An 18,976-nucleotide genomic window follows, 5' to 3' on the forward strand; every position below is an offset into this window, starting at 1 on the left:
GCAGACCGGACTCGCGCAGACGCCGGGACCGTCCACACCTATGCTCGTCCGATGGCCTCAGCGATCTCCGTCCGAGCACTGACCAAAAAATTCGGTGACGTCCTCGCCCTCGACGGCCTCGATCTGACAGTGCAGCCCGGCGAGGTGCACGGTCTGCTGGGACCCGGCGGTTCCGGCAAGACCACCACGATCCGGGTACTGCTCGGATTGCTCCGCCCCGGCGGTGGCACGGCTACGGTGCTCGGTCGGGATCCGTGGCGGAACTCGGTCTCCTTACACAGGCGCGTCGCATACGTGCCCGGCGAGGTGGCGCTCTGGCCCGGCCTCACGGGCGGGCAAGCGATCGACGTCCTCGGCCGGCTCCGCGGCGGCCTCGACCCGACCCGATGTCGATCGCTGATCGAACGGTTCGAGCTCGACCCGACGCGCAAGAGCCGCACCTATTCGAAGGGCGATCGCCAGAAGATCGCATTCGTGGCGGCGCTCGCCGCCGACAGCGAACTGCTCGTCCTCGACGAACCGACGTCCGCGCTGGATCCGATGCTCGCAGCGGTCTTTCGAGAGTGCATCGCCGAGTTCGCGGCCTGCGGAGGCACGGTGTTGTTGTCGAGCCACAGCCTCGCCGAGATCGACGCTCTGTGTAGCGCCGTCACCTTTATTCGCGCCGGCCGCACCGTGCAGGCGGGGAAGCTGTCGGATCTGCGCCGGTGTCACCGAACCACCGTCACCGCCACCACCCGAATTCGACCGCACCCTATCGGCCATGTGCCGGGAGTCCACAATCTGCGCGGCGGCGACGACCCCCACACGGTCACCTTCGACGTCGACCCCGAACAACTCGATCCGGTTCTCACCACCCTGACCGGGTTGGGGATCGTCTCGATCGTCGCGAACCCGCCGACACTCGAGGACGTGTTCCGTCGCGAGAACCGCGAGGAGGCCTCGGTACTGGCCGGCGGACAGTCCCGGTGAGCCGGCTGAGCGGCACCGGGGTTCTCACCGAACTGGCGGTCCGAACCGACCGGGTTCGAATTCCCGTGTGGACGGTCGCCATCGTCGGGTTCACTGTGCTCGTTGCGTGGAGTTGCTCGACGACCTACCCGACCGCCGTCGCCCGGGAGGCCCGGGGCGGGCTCCTCTCCTCCCCTGCCGCGACAGCCCTTGCCGGTCCCGGATACGGACTGGACCACTACACGCTCGGCGCGATGGTGGCCAACGAGGTCGCCGGGATGACGATGGTGGCGGCAGCCGTCATGTCCGTGCTGATCGTGACCCGACATCTGCGCGCCGAAGAGGAGTGCGGACGCCTCGAGTTGGTGCATACCGGTGTCGTCGGACGCTATGCGAGTATCACGGCCGGTCTGATTTCCGCTGCGCTCGCCAACGTCTTCGTCGGCCTGCTTCTCGTGATCGGACTGCTGGCGGTGGGACTTCCGCCGGTCGGGTCACTCACCATGTCGGCCGGGGTCCTGGTGGTGGGTCTCGTGTTCACGGCGTTCTCCGCGCTCGCGTCCCAGTTCACCGAGCATGCCCGCACGGCGAGCGGTGCCGGCATCGCCGCGATCGGCGTCGCCGTTGCGCTCCGCGCCGTGGGCGATGTTCGGCACGAGCACAGTGGCAGCCTTTTCACCTGGGTGTCGCCGCTCGGATGGTCGCAAGCAACCCGCGCCTACGTCGACGAACGATGGTGGCCACTGCTGATCGGTCTCGCCGCCTCCGTAATCTTCGCGGCATGCGCGTACGCCGCCGTCGACCGGCGTGACGTCGGTTCCGGACTGTTCCCACCCCGGCGCGGTCACGCTCGAGCAGCCCCGTCCCGCGCGGCAATTACGGCTTTGGCAGCACGAGGTCTGCAAGCTCAGGCCCTCGTGTGGGGTCTGGGAGTATTCGCACTGTCGCTCCCCCTGGGAATCCTCGGTCAGCACGGGAAGGTGCTGCACGCAGGCGCGACCGTCGACGAGGTATCGGCTCATCACCTGGTACTTCTGGTGGGACTGGCCGCGGCGTATGCCGTGGCTGCGTTCACATCGATCTCCGTGCAGGAATCATCCGGCAGGACCGACGAGGCCGTGGTCGCAGCGGGGTCGCGCACGAGGTGGTTTGCGAGCCATGTGCTGATCATCGCCGGTGCGGCCGCCACGATCACTCTGGCCGCGGGCATCGGATCGAGCCTCACCTCGGCCGCTCCAATCGGGGCTGCTCTGAACGTCCTACCCGCACTGTTCCTGATGGTCGGCCTGGGCGCAGCCGTGTACGGGCTCGTCCCGCGGGCGTTGCCTCTGTTGTGGTCGTACCTCGGTTACGTTCTGGTCGCCGAACTGTTCAGCCATGTGCTTCCGGAGAGGTTCGGGGTGCTGTCTCCGTTCCACCACACTCCGAACCTGCCGGCCGCATCCTTGCTCCCGCCGTTCGTGCTTCTCGTGTCCGCGACTGTCCTGGTTCTCGCCGGCGCCGCCGGTTTCCGCCACCGGGACGTCGGCCGCCGCCAGCTACATACTCGGTACCGCCACCAGGCCTAGCTCGGAGGGGTCGACGAGCAGCCGGTGCTTCGGGAGCACTCGCACCGTGTAGCCGACGGACCCCGACAGCGGAAGGGCAGTGTCTGCGACGAACAACTCCGTAGCACCGTCGGACCCGTCGTGCGTCATCGGAACGGTGACAATGTCGCTGAGCTCCTCGTCCAGATCCGTCTTTCCGATGACGGCCTGCACGGTGACGTCCTCGACGGACAACGCACCGAGCCGGATATGGGCGCGCAGCACCAGGTTGGCGCCGATCTCCGGGGTGTCGGGAAGTCCCTCGCCGTCCACCTGCAATACCGCAACGGACGGCCAGGCGGCCTCGACGCGATGCCGGAACTCGGCCAGCTCGCGGGCGCCCGCGTAGCCGTCGGCCGCCACCGTACGCGCCGAATCCGCTGCGGGCGCGTAGTACTGGACGGCGTAGTCACGCACCATTCGCGAGGCCAGGACCTTGGGGCCCAGGTTCTGCAGGGTGTGCCGGACCATCTCTACCCAGTGCACGGGCAAACCGTCCGGACCGCGGTCGTAGAACCTCGGCAGCACTGCCCGCTCGAGCAGTTCGTACAGTGCGCTGGCTTCCAGGTCGTCCCGGCGCGTCTCGTCGACGACCCCGTCCGCGGTCGGGATGGCCCAGCCGTTCTCGCCGTCGAACATCTCGTCCCACCACCCGTCCCGGATCGACAGGTTCAGTCCACCGTTCAACGCAGATTTCATCCCCGACGTCCCGCAGGCCTCCAGTGGGCGCAGCGGATTGTTGAGCCACACGTCGCAACCCCAATACAGATACCGGGCCATCGACATGTCGTAGTCGGGCAGGAACACGATCCGATGCCGCACGTCCGCTGCGTCGGCGAACCGCACGATCTGCTGGATGAGAGCCTTGCCGCCGTCGTCAGCCGGGTGACTCTTCCCCGCGACCACCAGCTGGACCGGCCGCTTCTCGTCGAGGAGCAGTGCGCGCAGCCGGTCGGGATCGCGCAGCATCAGGGTGAGCCGCTTGTACGTGGGGACCCGGCGGGCGAAGCCGACGGTGAGGACACCCGGATCGAAGACTTGGTCGGTCCATCCCAATTCTGCGGAGGTTGCGCCGCGCTCGATCCAGGATGCCCGCACGCGTCGTCGTACCTCCTCGACCAGTTTGGTGCGGAGGCTGTTGCGCGTGGACCACAGCTCGTCGGCGGACAGTTCTTGCAATCGCTCCCACCCCTTGGCCTCCTCCACCAGCTCGGGTCCGAGGATGCGGGTGGCGAGGTCGACCCATTCCGGTGCCGCCCAGGTGGGGGCGTGGACACCGTTGGTCACCGAACCGATCGGGACCTCGTCGGCGTCGAAGTTCGGCCACAGTGGCCGGAACATGGCGCGACTGACGATTCCGTGCAGTTTCGACACTCCGTTGGCACGCTGGCCGAGGCGCAGACCCATGTGCGCCATGTTGAATACCGACGGATCCGGCTCGCTGCCGAGGCCGATGATGCGATCCATCGTCAGCCCGGGGAGCAGCGCAGATTCGTTCTCGGCGTTGTCCCCGCCGAAGTAGTGCCGGACCAGGTCCGCGGGGAATCTGTCGATTCCGGCCGGAACAGGCGTATGCGTCGTGAAGACGGTGCCCGCGCGCACGGTGGCCAGTGCTTCGTCGAAAGCAAGTCCCGCACCGGTCACCAGCTCGCGGATTCGCTCGAGTCCGAGGAACCCGGCGTGTCCTTCGTTCATGTGGAAGACCACGGGATCGGGCAGACCGTGCGCCTGAGTGTATGCCCGCACCGCGCGGACCCCTCCGATACCGGCCAGGATTTCCTGCTTGATCCGGTGATCCTGGTCGCCGCCGTACAGCCTGTCCGTGACCCCACGCATCTCGGCGTCGTTCTCGGCGATGTCGGAGTCGAGCAGCAGCAGCGGTACCCGGCCCACCTGAGCGATCCATACCCGGGCGCGCAACACTCGGCCACCGGGCACCGCAACGTGAACGAGGATGGGAGAGGCAGTTCCGGCGTCCGGACCCGACTCCGTCAGCAAACGCAGCGGCAATCCCTGCGGGTCGTAGGCCGGGTAGTGCTCGGACTGCCAGCCGTCCGCGGTCAGCGACTGCCGGAAGTACCCCGATCGGTACAGCAGGCCCACGCCGATCAGCGGAAGACCCAGATCGGACGCCGCCTTCAGGTGATCACCGGCAAGAATGCCCAGCCCGCCGGAGTAATTGGGCAGCACTTCGCTGACACCGAACTCCATTGAGAAGTAGGCGATCCCACCACCGAGCGAAACGCCTTTCGCCTGCTGATTCTGGTACCAGCGCGGCCGGGACAGGTACTGGTCGAGATCGGCGGCGGCGGCGTCGAGGCGGGCGAGGAAGGGGACGTCCTCGGCCAGCTCGTCCAAGCGAGCCGGCTCGACTTCACCGAGCATCCGGATGGGGTCGTACTGCACGCGCCGCCACAGGTCCTCGTCCAGCAACGAGAAGAGCTCCTGCGTGGCCGTATGCCACGACCAGCGGAGATTCGTCGACAGCGGGCCGAGCGCGGCGAGACGCTCGGGAAGGTGGGCTCGGACAGTGAACCGACGCAAGGCTTTCACTTCGCGAACAATAATGCACTTCCGGCCGGGTGGTGTCGTGTCGCGGGATGCGAGCGAGTTCGGCCGACCTGCCGCGGCGCGCGGCCCAGTCTCCAAGCCCCTCCCGCGGGGCGCTGTCGCCAACTGGGACAGGGACCGGTCTGCTCCATTACGGTTGAAACCGGCGGCGGAACGAAGCGTCGTCGGCAACTTCCGACTATGGAACGGAGCCCAGTGTGACAGGTCGACTCGGCATCGACGACGTGATGCCCGACATCTCGGGCGGGCGTTACCCTGCCAAGGCTGTTGTCGGTGAGGTATTTCCCGTGCGGGCGAAGGTGTGGCGGGAGGGGCACGATGCCGTGGCCGCCACTCTCGCGGTGCGAGGACCCCGTACTGCATCATCCGGCGGATCGGCGACCTTTCGCATTCCCATGAACCCTGGACCTGCGCCTGACACCGTCGACGGTTCCTTCACGCCCACCAGTGAAGGAATGTGGACCTTCCGGATCGAGGCGTGGAGCGACCCGATCACCACCTGGAAGCATGCCGTGGAGGCCAAGCTCTCGGTCGGGCAGGGGCCGTCCGAGCTGGCCAACGATCTGGAGAACGGCGCCCGGCTATTCGAGCGTGCCGCCAAGGGTGTCCCGCGGAACGACCGTTCGCGGCTGATCGGTGTCGCCGCATCGTTGCGGTCCGAGCATCCGCTCGGCGAGCGGGTGGCCCCGGCATTCGGTTCGGACGTCGCCGAACTTTTGCGGGCGCATCCCTTACGTGATCTGGTGACCAGAAGTGAAGCGCACAGTGTCCTCGTCGACCGCACACGGGCGCTCTTCGGGTCGTGGTACGAATTCTTCCCCCGGTCGACGGGAGGCTGGGACGAGAACGGGAAGCCCCGGCACGGCACCTTCGCCACCTCGGCCGCCGCGCTGCCCCGGATCGCGGCCATGGGCTTCGACGTCGTGTACCTGCCGCCCATCCACCCGATCGGCGTGATCAACCGCAAGGGACCCAACAACACGCTGACTCCCGGGCCGGACGACCCGGGCTCACCGTGGGCGATCGGATCGGCCGAAGGCGGTCACGACGCGATACATCCGGAGCTCGGAACGATGCAGGATTTCGAGGCGTTCGTCGCTGCGGCGCGCGCACTCGACCTCGAAGTCGCCATCGACCTCGCGCTGCAGTGCGCGCCCGACCATCCGTGGGCGCGGGACCATCCGGAATGGTTCACGGTCCTTCCGGACGGCACCATCGCCTACGCGGAGAACCCGCCGAAGAAATACCAGGACATCTATCCGGTCAACTTCGACAACGACAAGGACGGCATCTACGCGGAGGTCCTGCGTGTGGTGCGGCACTGGATCGCCGCGGGGGTGAAGATCTTCCGGGTCGACAACCCGCATACCAAGCCACCGGACTTCTGGGAGTGGCTGATCGCGGAGGTCAAGAAGACCGATCCGGACGTGTTGTTCCTGTCCGAGGCATTCACCCGGCCGGCGCGACTGTACGGACTGGCCCGGCGCGGGTTCACCCAGTCGTACACGTATTTCACGTGGCGAACGGCCAAATGGGAGTTGACCGAATTCGGCAAGGAGATCGCAGCGAAGGCCGACGAGGCGCGGCCCAACCTCTTCGTCAACACCCCGGACATCCTGCACGAGAGCCTGCAAACCGGCGGTCCCGGCATGTTCGCGTTGCGCGCCGCACTGGCCGCGACTCTGTCACCGACGTGGGGCGTCTACTCGGGTTACGAACTGTACGAGCACCTTCCGGTGCGTCCGGGGAGTGAGGAGTATCTCGACTCGGAGAAGTACCAGCTGCGCCCCCGGGATTTCGAAGGTGCCGCCGCCCGCGGTGAGTCCCTCGAACCATGGCTCACCGCGCTCAACCGCATCCGCCGTCAGCACCCGGCGTTGCAGCAGCTACGAAACCTGCACTTCCATCACGTCGACAACGATGCACTCATCGCATATTCGAAGTTCGACGCGACAACGGGTGACGCCGTGCTGACGGTGATCAACCTCAATCCGTTCGGCGCCGAGCAGGGAACGGTGTGGCTCGACATGCCGGCACTCGGACGTGACTGGCACGACCACCTACCCGTGCTCGACGAGGTCACCGGGGAGCAATACCACTGGGGGCAGGCGAACTTCGTACGTCTCGAGCCCTGGCGTTCGGTGGCCCATATTCTGGCTCTGCCGTCCATTCCCTATCCGGCCAGGACGAAGCTGGCATACCGCGGAGGTACATAGTGGCCGTCCAACCGCCCACTGCAATCGCACCCGACGACGCCGACCTGGATCTGCTGGCGCGGTGCATTCACCACAACCCGCATTCTGTCCTCGGGGCACACCCCCACCCCGACGGCACGGTCATCCGTGTTCTGCGCCCGCGGGCGGAGTCCGTCGAAGCGGTGATCGGCGGAAAGAGCTTCCCACTCGAGCACCTCGCGCACGGTATGTGGGGAGCGCTGGTTCCCTACCGTGACCTGATCGATTACCGGGTGTCGACGACGTGGCCGGGCGGCCACACCGACCTCGCGGCGGACGGCTACCGCTTCCTGCCGACCCTCGGTGAGCTCGATCTGCACCTCTTCGGGGAGGGCAGGCACGAGCGCCTGTGGGAAATTCTGGGGGCGCACCGACGCTCGTACGACACCCCGGACGGAACGGTGACCGGCACGTCGTTTGCCGTCTGGGCACCCGCTGCCCGTGGGGTCAGCGTGATCGGCAGCTTCGACGGCTGGGGCGGCGAGACCTTTCCCATGCGGGTGCTCGGCTCCACCGGTGTCTGGGAGCTGTTCATTCCCGGTATCGAGGTCGGCGAGCTGTACAAGTTCCGCGTCCACGGCCGCGACGGAAGCGTGCGGGACAAGGCGGACCCCATGGCGTTCGCCACCGAGGTGCCGCCGGCGACAGCGTCCCGCGTGGCGATCAGTACGCACGAATGGGATGACGCCGAGTGGCTCGAGCAGCGGGCGAGCACCGACCCGACACAATTGCCGATGAGTGTGTACGAAGTGCATCTCGGCTCGTGGCGTCCCGGGTTGAGCTACCGCGACATGGCCGAGGAATTGGCCACCTATGTCACCGAGTGCGGTTTCACCCACGTGGAGTTGCTGCCGGTCGCCGAGCACCCGTTCGGTGGATCCTGGGGTTACCAGGTGACGTCGTACTACGCGCCCACGTCGCGCTTCGGCTCCCCCGACGACTTCCGGTGGTTCGTCGACCGCCTCCACAAGTCGGGGATCGGCGTAATCGTCGACTGGGTACCTGCCCATTTCCCGAAGGACGAGTGGGCGCTCGCCCGTTTCGACGGCACCCCGCTGTACGAGCACGGCGATCCCCGGCGCGGCGAGCAGCTCGACTGGGGAACCTACGTCTTCGACTTCGGCAGACGCGAGGTCCGTAATTTCCTCGTTGCCAACGCCCTGTTCTGGCTCGACGAATTCCATGTGGACGGACTCCGCGTCGATGCCGTGGCGTCGATGCTCTACCTCGACTACTCGCGACCGGAAGGCGGCTGGACGCCCAACATCCACGGTGGCCGGGAGAATCTCGAAGCAGTCGACTTCCTTCAGGAAATGAACGCGACGGTCCACAAGCACCATTCTGGGGTCGTCACGATTGCCGAGGAGTCGACGGCGTGGCCCGGTGTCACCCGCCCGACGAACATCGGCGGTCTCGGATTCAACATGAAATGGAACATGGGCTGGATGCACGACACCCTCGGGTATCTCGGTCACGATCCCGTCCATCGGAGCTATCACCACCACGAGATCACCTTCTCGCTCGTCTATGCGTGGAGTGAGAATTATCTGCTGCCCATCAGCCACGACGAGGTTGTGCACGGCAAGGGCACGTTGTGGACTCGGATGCCAGGTGACGACTACGCGAAGGCTGCGGGTGTCCGGTCTCTGCTGGCGTACATGTGGGCGCACCCCGGCAAGCAGCTGCTGTTCATGGGGCAGGAGTTCGGCCAGACGCGGGAGTGGTCGGAAGAGCGCAGCCTCGACTGGCACGAGATCGACGATCCCCACACCGGACGCTTGCACGGCGGTCTCCTGAAACTGATCGGCGATCTCAATGCCACTTACAGGGCGCATCCGGCGCTGTGGACGCTCGATACGTCCCCGGGCGGCTATTCGTGGATTGATGCCAATGACACCGCGAACAACGTTCTGAGCTTCCTCCGCTACGGCACCGACGGTTCGATCGTGGCGTGTCTGTTCAATTTCTCGGGTACGCCACACGGCAGTTATAGAGTGGGCTTGCCCGAATTGGGCACATGGCGTGAGATTCTCAATACCGACGCCGAAATCTATGGGGGGTCGGGTTGGGGAAATCTCGGGGCAGTGACGGCAACTTCGCAGCCATGGCACGGGCGGCCCGCCTCTGCCGAGGTGGCATTGCCGGCCAACGGCGCGATCTGGATGAGTCTGGAGCGTTGATGAGAGCACGGCGTTGTTGACCAGACGTCGGCAGTGGGTCGTGGGTATGGGTGTGCTCGCCCTGGTCGTACTGTGCGGCTGCGCGCGATCGATCGACGGTGACGCCGCCTCCATCTACGACGATCCCTTCAAGGTCGCCGGTCTGGACGCCACGTCCGGGCCGAGTGGCGCCCGGAAGGGGGTGCCGGACGCCGACCTTCCCGTCACCGGAACCGACGGCGGCGAGATCGACACGATGGTCGCCAATGCTGTCAGCGACATCGAGTCCTACTGGCGCACCCAGTTCCCCGCTCTGTTCCATCGCGATTTCGAACCAGTCGAAGAACTGATTTCGTGGGACCCCCGGGATTCGAACGGTCCGCGGTTCTGCGGGGACAGCACCGAAGAATTGCTCAATGCCGGGTATTGCAGCACCGACCACACCATCGGCTGGGACCGCGCGCTCCTCCTACCCGAGGTCGTGGAGAAGTTCGGTGTGGTGGCCGCGGTATTCGTCCTCGCCCACGAGTACGGGCATGCCGTTCAGACCAAGGCGGGAATCGCCGAGGTCGAGGTAGGCGGGGGCATCGTTCGCGAGCAGCAGGCCGACTGCTTCGGCGGGGCATTCATGCGGCACATCGCGGAAGACAAGTCACCCCACTTCACGTTGAACACCTCCGACGGGTTGAACAAGGTGCTGGCGTCGGCGGTCGCGATCGGCGATACCGATCCCAGCGACCCCGGCAATGTTCACGGTTCGGCGTTCGAGCGGGTCACCGCCACGCAGATCGGATTCACCGACGGCCCCGCACCCTGTACGCGCATCGACGAGAAGGAGATCGATTCTCGCCGTGCCGACCTCCCTCAGTTCTTCGCCGATGAATCCGACGACGGTGAACTACCCGTCACCGAGGAGTCGCTGGAGGCGTTCTTCGCGTCGTTCCAGCAGATCTTCGATCTCAGCGATCCGCCGGAGCTGAACTTCGACGGCGCGGACCTCGGTTGCAGAGACGCCGAGGTCACCGAGCCGGTGTCGTTCTGTCCGGCGAGCAACACCATCGGCGTCAGTGTCGATGCCCTTGCCGAGCGTGGCACACCGGGCCGGCTGGGCCGGCGTGAGCTGTTCCAGACCGATCTGACCGGCGACTACAACGCATACGTTCTGCTGGCGTCGCGGTACACCCTGGCCCTGCAGAAGGACCGTGGAGACGACCTGCATTCACCGCAGACAGCTCTGCGCGCCGCCTGTTTGTCCGGCGTCATCACCACGGCGCTGAGCCCGGAAAATCCGGCCACCCTGGAGGAGGGCAGTGTGTGGCTTTCCCCCGGCGACCTCGACGAGGCAGTGTCGGGGCTACTCACCGACGGGCTCGCCGCCAGTGATGTCAACGGCGAGACCGTCCCGAGTGGGTTCTCCCGGGTCGACGCCTTCCGCACCGGGGTGCTGGGCGGCGAGCAGGCTTGCGAGGGACGCTACCGCTGACCGGCCCAGAGCACCGGTCAGTACAGCGCGGCCGCGAGTTTCCTGCGTGCCGCTATGACCACCGGTTCGGCAGGGTCGAACAATTCGAACAGCTCGACCAGGCGGGTACGGACCCTCGTCTTGTCGTCGCCGGCGCTCCGGGCAATCACACCGATCAACCGGGCGAAAGCAGCTTCCGGGGCCTGCGAGTAGAGCTCCACGTCGGCGGCCTGCAGCTGAGCATCGATATCGTCGGGCGCCGCATCCGCCGCCGCGACGGCAGAGGGATCCACCGATTGCACGCGGGCGAGGAAACGAACCTGCCGCAGCGCACCCTGCGCTTCGGCGTTGGCGGGTTCCTCGTCGAGGATGCGCTGGAATGCGGCTTCTGCGCCGGCCAGATCGCCTTCGTCGAGGGCCGCCTCGGCAGCAACGAAGCGGGGGTCCTCCGGTTCCGGCTGGTCGGCGTCTGCGCCATCCGACGGAGGGCCGCTGAGCTTTCCGGCGACTGCCTGCGCGATGGCGGCCAGCCACTGACGCAGTTGCGGTTCGGGCTGCACACCCTGGAAGTCCGCCAGGGGCTGCCCCGCCGCGATGGCGACGACCGTCGGGACCGACTGGACCCCGAATGCCTGGGCGATGCGCGGGTTGGCGTCGACGTCGACCTTGGCAAGCACCCAGGTGCCACCCGCCTCGTGAGCCAACTTCTCGAGCAGCGGCGAGAGTTGCTTGCACGGCTCACACCAGGTGGCCCAGAGGTCGACGACGACCGGGACCTGCTGGGACCGGACGAGCACCTCGGCTTCGAAGTTGGCCTCGGTGACCTCGACGACCGGGGCGAGCCCGGAACCGGCGGCCGAGGGCGCGGCTCCGTTTCCGGAGGGTGCAGGGGGCGGGGTGGTGGCGCGCTCCTTGAGTGCTGACAGATCGACTGCGCCGGTCATGGCGGCGGCCACTGCAGAGGAACGCGCGGGAGGACGAGAACCTGGTCGAGTCACGCACCCAGTTTGTCACGATTCGTGGGCGTACCGGAAAGCGGGCACACGACCCGAGGAAGGCTCGACCTCCTACGGCCTCAGACCAGCGAAGGCGTGTTCTTCGCTGCGCTCTCGTCGGACAGTTCAGCCATGCGACCGGCGCGAACGGCCCAGACCTCGAACACGACCGTGCCGAAGGGGGGAATGCTGGCAACGAGCGCCCAGAACGTGGTGAGCAGAGACCAGCTCAGCTTGCGTGCCGTCCACAGCGCGATCAAGACGTACAGGACGAATACACCCCCGTGGAGGGGGCCGAAGATCTTCACACCGATCTCGTTACCGTCGGCGGGCAGATACTTGAATGCCATACCGATGAGGAGGCCGAGCCAGGTGATTGCTTCCAGAATTGCGACAAATCGGAAGCGCTTGGCCGTGGTGCTGAGATCGAAGACGTTCGCCATGGCGACCATTGTGCCCGACTATCTACGACGGTCCGTAGTGGTGTGAGATACACCACCACGGCTCGTCGCCCATCTACTTCTTGGGGACGCGGACGATCAGTGCGTCACCTTGACCGCCGCCGCCGCACAGTGCGGCCACACCCACACCGCCGCCGCGGCGCTGCATCTCGAGGGCCAGATGCAGGGTGACCCGCGCCCCGGACATGCCCAGCGGATGCCCCACAGCGATCGCCCCACCATTGACGTTGACCTTCGCCGGATCCAGCCCCAGCTCACGGGTCGAGACGATCCCGACAGCCGCGAAGGCCTCGTTGATCTCGACGAGGTCGAGATCCTTCGGGTCGATGCCCTCCTTCGCGCACGCCTTCGCGATCGCCCGCGCCGGCTGCGACTGCAACGTCGAGTCCATACCCGCAACCACGCCGTGCGGGCCGATCTCGGCCAGCCACTCGAGACCGAGCTCCTCGGCCTTGGCCTTGCTCATCACGACCACAGCCGCCGCACCGTCGGAAATTTGCGACGCGGACCCGGCCGTGACCGTCCCGTCCTTCGCGAAGGCCGGACGCAACTTTGCCAACGTGTCGATCGTGGTGTCGGCGCGCACCCCTTCGTCGGCGGCGAAGACCACCGGATCGCCCTTGCGCTGCGGGATCGACACCGGCACCACCTCGTCGTCGAACAACCCGTCCTTCCACGCCCGGGCCGCGTTCTGGTGCGACGCCGCCGCGAACGCGTCCTGATCTTCGCGGCTGACCGGGACACTGTCGGACTTGTTCCGCGCCTCCGTCAGATTTCCCATGGCCTGATCGGTGAAAATGTCGTGCAACCCGTCGAACGCCATGTGATCACGCATCGTCACATCGCCGTACTTGAACCCCTCCCGCGACTTCTCCAGCAGATGCGGCGCCCGCGACATCGACTCCTGCCCACCGGCAACGACCACCTCGAACTCCCCCGCCCGAATCAACTGATCCGCCAACGCAATCGCATCGATTCCCGACAAACACACCTTGTTCACCGTCAACGCCGGCACATCCATCGGAATCCCGGCCGCGACCGCCGCCTGCCGCGCGGGCATCTGCCCCGCCCCCGCCGTCAGGACCTGACCCATGATCACGTACTCCACCTGATCCGGCGCCACCCCCGCCTTCTCCAGCGCACCCTTGATCGCGATCCCACCCAGATCCGAACCCGAGAAATCCTTCAACGAACCCATCAACCGACCCATCGGCGTACGGGCCCCGGCAACAATCACAGAACTGGTCACGTTTTCCTCCGCGGATCCTTCGATTTCTGTCGGCCGATCACGTCCGGGCGAACACGTCTGCGTGCACAGCACGACGGAAGTCACATCCCGACGAGAACTACAGAAACGGTAGCGCTAACGTCGAGGGCATGACACAGACCTCCCCCTCTCAGCCCCCGTCGCCGCTGTCTTCGGACCTGGTGACCGCCATCGACCACGTCGGCATCGCCGTTCCCGACCTCGATTCGGCCATCGCGTGGTACGCGGAGCATCTCGGCATGGTGTCGACCCATGAGGAAGTGAACGAGGAGCAGGGCGTGCGCGAGGCGATGCTCAGCGTCGTCGGCGCGCCCGAGGGCAGCACCGCGCTGCAGCTGCTCGCCCCGCTGAACGAGAGCTCGACCATCGCCAAGTTCATCGATCGGAGCGGTCCCGGTCTCCAGCAGCTGGCGTACCGCGTCACCGACATCGACGCCCTCTCCGCGCAGCTCCGCGATCGCGGCGTACGCCTCCTCTACGACGCTCCCCGCCGCGGTACCGCGGACTCGCGGATCAACTTCGTCCATCCCAAGGATGCCGGCGGAGTCCTCATCGAGCTCGTGGAGCCTTCGGCAGGCCACTGAGGCGGAGCCGTCGTCAGGCCCCTGATGCTTGGCCCCGTGGCCTGCGCGGGAGCAGTGAAGACCAGGTAGGCCGAAAGACAAGCACGGCTTTGCCCAGGTAGATTGGCGGCCATGGTAAACGAGCAGGACCGCGGTTCGATCCCCCTTCCGTTCTCCGTGGCACGTAAGGGCTTCGACCGGGACGAGGTGCGCAACTACTTCGAGCGTTTCGATGCGGAGTTGCGCGTGACGGCGGCCGACCGGGACGCGGCGGCGGCGCAGGCACGCGATCTCGCGAAGCAGCTCGACGATGCGCGGGACGAGATCGACGAGCTCCGCAAGGACGTCGATCGCCTGTCCGTTCCCCCCACTACCGCGGAGGGTATGAGCGACCGCATCTCGCGGATGCTCCGCCTGGCGTCCGACGAAGCCTCGGAGGTGCGCGCCAAGGCGGAGGCCGATGCTGCGGAGATGATCTCGATCGCCGAGCAGGAGGCCGCTCAGCTTCGTGGCCAGTACGAGTCGCTGGTCGCCGAACTCGAGGACCGTCGTAGCGCCCTCGAGACCGAGCACACGCAGACCATGGCCAAAGCCCGCACCGAGGCGGCGCGCATCGTCGAGGCGGCGCAGGCCGAGCGTGACCGCCTCGCGGCCGAGGCCGATCTGCGCCGGGCGCAGGTGCAGGAAGATTTCGACCTCTCCATGTCCGAGCGCAGGCAGAAGACGATTGCCGCGGTCAACGAACTCGAGGCGACCAGCAAGGCCGAAGCTCAGCGACGGCTCGCCGACGCCACGCACGAGGCGGAGCGCAGGCTGCAGGCGGCCACCGACCAGTCGGAGCGCAAGATCGCCCACGCCAAGGAACTTGCCGAGGAGCTTCGCGTACTCCGCGGCCGAATCCTCGCTCAGCTGTTGGGCATTCGCGGTCAGCTCGATTCGGTTCCCGCCATGCTGGCGTCCGTCAACCGGGAGAGCGAACTACTGGACGCCCACCCCGAGACCGCCCCGCAGTCGAACGCACGCTCCAACGAGAGCAACGACTCCCGGTCTGCGCAGAAGAACGCTCCCGCGCGAAACGAGTCCACCTCAGCTCGGGTCGAGTCCGACGACAAGGCAGACGATCACTCGGATGCCGACGCCGACACCGCAGTCCTGTCGGCGGTCGACGAGGAATCGAACGCCGACTCGGCGGATCAGCGGACGGTCAAGACGGGCAGCTAGGACCACCGGCGCGTAAGGCCCCGGGTGCTGCGTCCCGACCAGCACCCGGTGTGCCAGTGCCGCCGGTCATCGGCCCCGCCGTATTCCGCGGGCCACGTCACGAGATGGGGTACCCCCTGCCGGATGTCGTGATCGCAGCCCGGGCACCGGTAGGTCTTGGTGGCGCGTGACCCCGGGATTGTGCGCACGACGTAGTCCTCGTCGCTGTACCCGCCGGGGCCCGATTCCCGGCGTGTCAGTGCATCGCCGAACCCGGCTTCGTCGCGGTTCGCATTGGACGCACCTCGGCGCGTGTTCCTGGGTTGGGGTTTGCGACGGGGCACGGAACCAGCCTAGGCCTCAGAAAAGCCGGAACTCGGTGCTCTCGGTGCCCCGGAGCGCTTCGTAGTCGAGCACCAAGCATCGGATCCCGCGGTCCGTGGCAAGAGTTTTCGCTTGAGGCTTGATCTGTTGGGCAGCGAAGACTCCGCTCACGGGCGCGAGCAAGGGGTCCCGGTTGAGAAGTTCGAGGTACCGCGTCAACTGTTCGACTCCGTCGATGTCACCTCTGCGCTTGATCTCGACGGCGACGGACGCGCCATCGGCGTTCCGGCACAGGAGGTCGACCGGGCCGATGGCCGTCATGTATTCCCGACGCACGAGGGTGTATCCGGTGCCGAGGGTTTCGACGTGTTCGGCAAGCAGTTCCTGCAGGTGCGCTTCGACGCCGTCCTTGACGAGTCCGGGATCGACCCCGAGTTCGTGGCTGGAATCGTGCTCGATGTCCTCGATCGTGATGCGTAGTTCCTCACCGGCCTTGTTGGTGACAACCCACAGTGCTCCGCCGTCGTCTGCGGCTCCTTCGACGAGCCAGCACGGCGGGCTCATCCAGTTGAGCGGCTTGTAGGCGCGGTCGTCGGCGTGAATGCTCACCGATCCGTCGGCCTTGATCAGCAACAGACGACGCGCAGTGGGAAGATGTGCCGTCAAGCGGCCTACGTAGTCGACTCGGCATCTGGCAATCACTAGGCGCACTCGATCACCCTAAGGGATCGCGCCGACTAGTCTCGAATGACTATGCGCCGCCCTCGCAGATCTGTCGCCCCGCTGGGATCGTGGTTGCTCGGATCGCCGGATGAAAGCCCGCGCCGCCGCCGCGTCCGCGTCCAATTACTGCTCACCGCTCCGTTGGTGGTCACCAACCTCATCGGGGCACTGATTGCGTGTCTGCTCATCAGCGTGGTCGTCCCAGGGCCGAGCGTGTGGTCCGGTGAATTCATGCTCGCCAATTTCGTCGCGGTGCCTGTATTCGTGCTGACAGCAGTGTTGATCGGGGTGACGTGGGGCACTCGGCGGATCGTCTCCGACCTTCGATGGTCCACAGTCGACCGTGACCCCACCGAGAGCGACCGTGCAGCTGCGTTCCGGGCGCCGTGGCGGCTGACGCGAGTCCAGGCGGCCCTGTGGGGTCTGGGATGGGTGTTCTTCACCGCGCTGTACGGCATCATCAACCCGCAAACAATCCCCAAAGTGGCATTTACCGTTGCCTTTGCCGGAATAACCATCTGCGCGTTCTGCTATCTACTCACCGAATTCGCGCTGCGCCCCGTCGCGGCCCGGGCGCTGAGTTCAGGGGAACCGCGGACCCGCCGGACCCTGGGTATCACCGGTCGAACCGTGCTCGCCTGGGTCCTCGGAACCGGAGTGCCACTGCTCGGACTGATGCTCATCGCTGTGTTCAGTTTCATTCGCTACGCCAGTCCCACCAGCCTTGCGGTGTCGATTCTCGCGCTCGGTGGTGTAATCCTCTGTTTCGGCCTGCTGCTCGTCGTGATCAGTGTGCGGGCCACCGAGGCTCCGATCCGTTCGGTGCAGTTGGGGATGGCCGAGGTCGCCGACGGGAAGCTGGACGCCGAGGTGATCGTGTACGACGGCACCGAACTGGGCGAGCTGCAGACCGGCTTCAACCGCATGGCCGAGGGCCTGCGCGAGCGCGAGAAGATCCGCGATCTCTTCGGGCGACACGTCGGGCAGGAGGTTGCGAGCAATGCGCTTCGCCACCGGCCGGAGCTGGGCGGTGAGGAGCGGGATGTATCCGTGCTCTTCGTCGACATCATCGGATCGACCACCTTGACCGCCACCCGCTCCCCCGCGGAGGTTGTCGAGTTACTCAATCGATTCTTCAATGTCGTGGTCGACGAGGTGGACCGCCGATGCGGGTTCGTCAACAAATTCGAAGGTGATGCCGCGCTTGCCATCTTCGGTGCACCAGTCGCGCTCGACGATCATGCGGGTGCAGCACTGTCCGCCGCTCGTGCTCTGCGCGAACGGCTCGCCGCCGAGGTCCGCGAGTGCGAGGCGGGTATCGGAGTTGCGACCGGGCGCGCGGTCGCGGGCAACATCGGCGCGCACGAACGATTCGAGTACACGGTGATCGGCGATCCCGTCAATGAAGCGGCGCGTCTGTCCGAGTTGGCCAAGAACGTCCCCGGACGGCTTGTGGCGTCCCAGCGTGCCACCGACGAAGCGGGCGAGGACGAACGGCGGCAGTGGACCCTCACCGACAGCGTGACTCTTCGTGGTCGCGTGGAACCCACCCGGCTGGCTGTTCCCACGGCGCTACTCGAGGGAGCGTCCACCGTTTCGGATCAGGGCGCCGATTCCGTCGAGTAGGCGGGCGAGACCGAATTCGAAGGCATGGTCGGGGGCGAAGGCGGCGTTGTGGTGTTCGCCGGCCGAGGCCCCGACTCGGGCGGCAAGCGGAAAGCGGTCGGCGTCGAACACCTTCTCGAAATGCGGCGCAACGCTGCGCCACCATTCGCTGTCGGCGTCTCCCCGAGCAGCCAGTGCTGCCGCTTCGGCGGCGGCCCGCGCGGCGCCTACCGCGAAACTGTCGACCAGGGTCACCACGGAGTCCATCTCGAGGTCTGAGAGTCCGAGCCCTTCGACCGCAGCCAGCTCGCGCTCGTACTTCGCCATAGCCCCGGGTCCCAGCACCGGCCGGCTGAGTGTGACGACGTTCAGCATCCACGGATGGGCGCGGAGGAGCTCGAAATAGCCGCGTGCTGCCGCGGCGAGCCGATCCCGCCACGCTGCGACCGGGTCGGCGCTGCCGTCAGGGGCGGCGTGGAGAGTGGACAGCATCCGGTCGGTCATCACATCGACCAGTTCCACCTTGCCGGGAACGTGCGTGTACAGCGACATCGCCCCGGCTCCGAGCTCAGCTGCGAGGCGGCGCATCGAGACAGCATCGAGTCCCTCCGCGTCGGCGAGGCCGATCGCGACGTCGACGATGCGGTCTAGGTTCAGCCCCGCCTGTCCCCGACGGGGCCGCGACACGGGCGCACTGCCACCGCCCCACAGCAACTCCATGGTTCGAGCCGGGTCGCCGCCCTGTGGTGTCGCGATTCCAGCCATGTCGGAATCTTCCCATGACGTCTCGGGAACTCGAGGGATCACCGCGTCGTTGACGTACGACGTACCGTATGAGGCGCTGGTATGTGGGGTGAAGTCGCCTGCACGCCGCT

At 66.4% G+C, this 18,976-nt stretch carries 15 protein-coding genes; 8 read left to right on the plus strand and 7 right to left on the minus strand.

Annotation, left to right across the window (positions count from 1 at the left end):
* The first annotated feature begins 51 nt into the window (after positions 1-51).
* Both L1080_RS14630 and L1080_RS14635 read left to right on the plus strand, forming a co-directional pair.
* Positions 52-972: an ABC transporter ATP-binding protein gene (locus tag L1080_RS14630; RefSeq protein WP_250771222.1), complete on the plus strand. Its 921-nt coding sequence runs from the start codon at positions 52-54 to the stop codon at positions 970-972.
* A complete protein-coding gene (locus tag L1080_RS14635; RefSeq protein ID WP_250771219.1) occupies positions 969-2,519 on the plus strand; it encodes an ABC transporter permease in 1,551 nt (516 codons plus the stop codon). The genes L1080_RS14630 and L1080_RS14635 overlap by 4 nt, the downstream gene beginning before the upstream one ends.
* Here L1080_RS14635 and glgP read toward each other — a convergent pair.
* Positions 2,490-5,090 (minus strand): alpha-glucan family phosphorylase, encoded by a 2,601-nt coding sequence (gene glgP / locus L1080_RS14640; protein ID WP_250771216.1) that lies wholly within the window; start codon positions 5,088-5,090, stop codon positions 2,490-2,492. The two genes, L1080_RS14635 and glgP, sit on opposite strands and share 30 nt — an antisense overlap.
* A 215-nt stretch (positions 5,091-5,305) precedes the next feature.
* Here glgP and L1080_RS14645 point away from each other — a divergent pair, with 215 nt between their 5' ends.
* From L1080_RS14645 to L1080_RS14655, 3 genes are read left to right on the plus strand one after another with little or no spacing between them, the layout of a single operon-like run.
* Positions 5,306-7,324 (plus strand): alpha-1,4-glucan--maltose-1-phosphate maltosyltransferase, encoded by a 2,019-nt coding sequence (locus L1080_RS14645; protein WP_159921240.1) that lies wholly within the window; start codon positions 5,306-5,308, stop codon positions 7,322-7,324.
* A complete protein-coding gene (gene glgB, locus L1080_RS14650; protein WP_250771213.1) occupies positions 7,324-9,522 on the plus strand; it encodes a 1,4-alpha-glucan branching protein GlgB in 2,199 nt (732 codons plus the stop codon). The genes L1080_RS14645 and glgB overlap by 1 nt, the downstream gene beginning before the upstream one ends.
* Before the next feature lie 46 nt (positions 9,523-9,568).
* The gene (locus L1080_RS14655) at positions 9,569-10,984 is read left to right on the plus strand and encodes a neutral zinc metallopeptidase (protein WP_250771552.1); all 1,416 of its coding nucleotides are present in this window, start codon (positions 9,569-9,571) and stop codon (positions 10,982-10,984) included.
* A 17-nt stretch (positions 10,985-11,001) separates the two neighbouring features.
* Here L1080_RS14655 and L1080_RS14660 read toward each other — a convergent pair whose 3' ends face one another.
* From L1080_RS14660 to L1080_RS14670, 3 genes are all read right to left on the minus strand, one after another.
* Complete coding sequence (locus L1080_RS14660; protein WP_250771209.1) at positions 11,002-11,907, minus strand: tetratricopeptide repeat protein; 906 nt, start codon at positions 11,905-11,907, stop codon at positions 11,002-11,004.
* 131 nt (positions 11,908-12,038) lie between these two features.
* The gene (locus L1080_RS14665) at positions 12,039-12,410 is read right to left on the minus strand and encodes a DUF3817 domain-containing protein (RefSeq protein WP_159921236.1); all 372 of its coding nucleotides are present in this window, start codon (positions 12,408-12,410) and stop codon (positions 12,039-12,041) included.
* 64 nt (positions 12,411-12,474) lie between these two features.
* Positions 12,475-13,668 (minus strand): acetyl-CoA C-acetyltransferase, encoded by a 1,194-nt coding sequence (locus tag L1080_RS14670; protein WP_250771206.1) that lies wholly within the window; start codon positions 13,666-13,668, stop codon positions 12,475-12,477.
* A gap of 128 nt (positions 13,669-13,796) precedes the next feature.
* On the opposite strand from L1080_RS14670, the gene mce reads away from it, so the two are divergent.
* Together mce and L1080_RS14680 are read left to right on the plus strand one after the other, a co-directional pair.
* Complete coding sequence (mce, locus tag L1080_RS14675) at positions 13,797-14,270, plus strand: methylmalonyl-CoA epimerase (RefSeq protein ID WP_159921232.1); 474 nt, start codon at positions 13,797-13,799, stop codon at positions 14,268-14,270.
* Between the two features lie 111 nt (positions 14,271-14,381).
* Positions 14,382-15,470: a coiled-coil domain-containing protein gene (locus tag L1080_RS14680; RefSeq protein WP_250771203.1), complete on the plus strand. Its 1,089-nt coding sequence runs from the start codon at positions 14,382-14,384 to the stop codon at positions 15,468-15,470.
* On the opposite strand, the gene L1080_RS14685 is transcribed toward L1080_RS14680, so the two are convergent.
* Entirely contained in the window at positions 15,467-15,793 is a 327-nt protein-coding gene (locus L1080_RS14685; RefSeq protein WP_250771200.1) for an ATP/GTP-binding protein, read from the minus strand. The genes L1080_RS14680 and L1080_RS14685 overlap by 4 nt on opposite strands.
* A gap of 16 nt (positions 15,794-15,809) precedes the next feature.
* Positions 15,810-16,484, minus strand: a complete 675-nt coding sequence (gene nucS, locus L1080_RS14690; RefSeq protein ID WP_109328727.1) for an endonuclease NucS — start codon at positions 16,482-16,484, stop codon at positions 15,810-15,812.
* Positions 16,485-16,526: 42 nt separating this feature from the next.
* Here nucS and L1080_RS14695 point away from each other — a divergent pair, with 42 nt between their 5' ends.
* A complete protein-coding gene (locus L1080_RS14695; protein WP_250771549.1) occupies positions 16,527-18,122 on the plus strand; it encodes an adenylate/guanylate cyclase domain-containing protein in 1,596 nt (531 codons plus the stop codon).
* Here L1080_RS14695 and L1080_RS14700 read toward each other — a convergent pair.
* The gene (locus L1080_RS14700) at positions 18,069-18,866 is read right to left on the minus strand and encodes a TetR/AcrR family transcriptional regulator C-terminal domain-containing protein (protein ID WP_250771197.1); all 798 of its coding nucleotides are present in this window, start codon (positions 18,864-18,866) and stop codon (positions 18,069-18,071) included. The genes L1080_RS14695 and L1080_RS14700 overlap by 54 nt on opposite strands.
* Between the last annotated feature and the right edge of the window lie 110 nt (positions 18,867-18,976).

Origin of the sequence: Rhodococcus sp. MSC1_016 (assembly GCF_023667485.2) — a bacterium.
GTDB classification, from domain to species: Bacteria; Actinomycetota; Actinomycetes; order Mycobacteriales; family Mycobacteriaceae; genus Rhodococcus_F; species Rhodococcus_F oxybenzonivorans.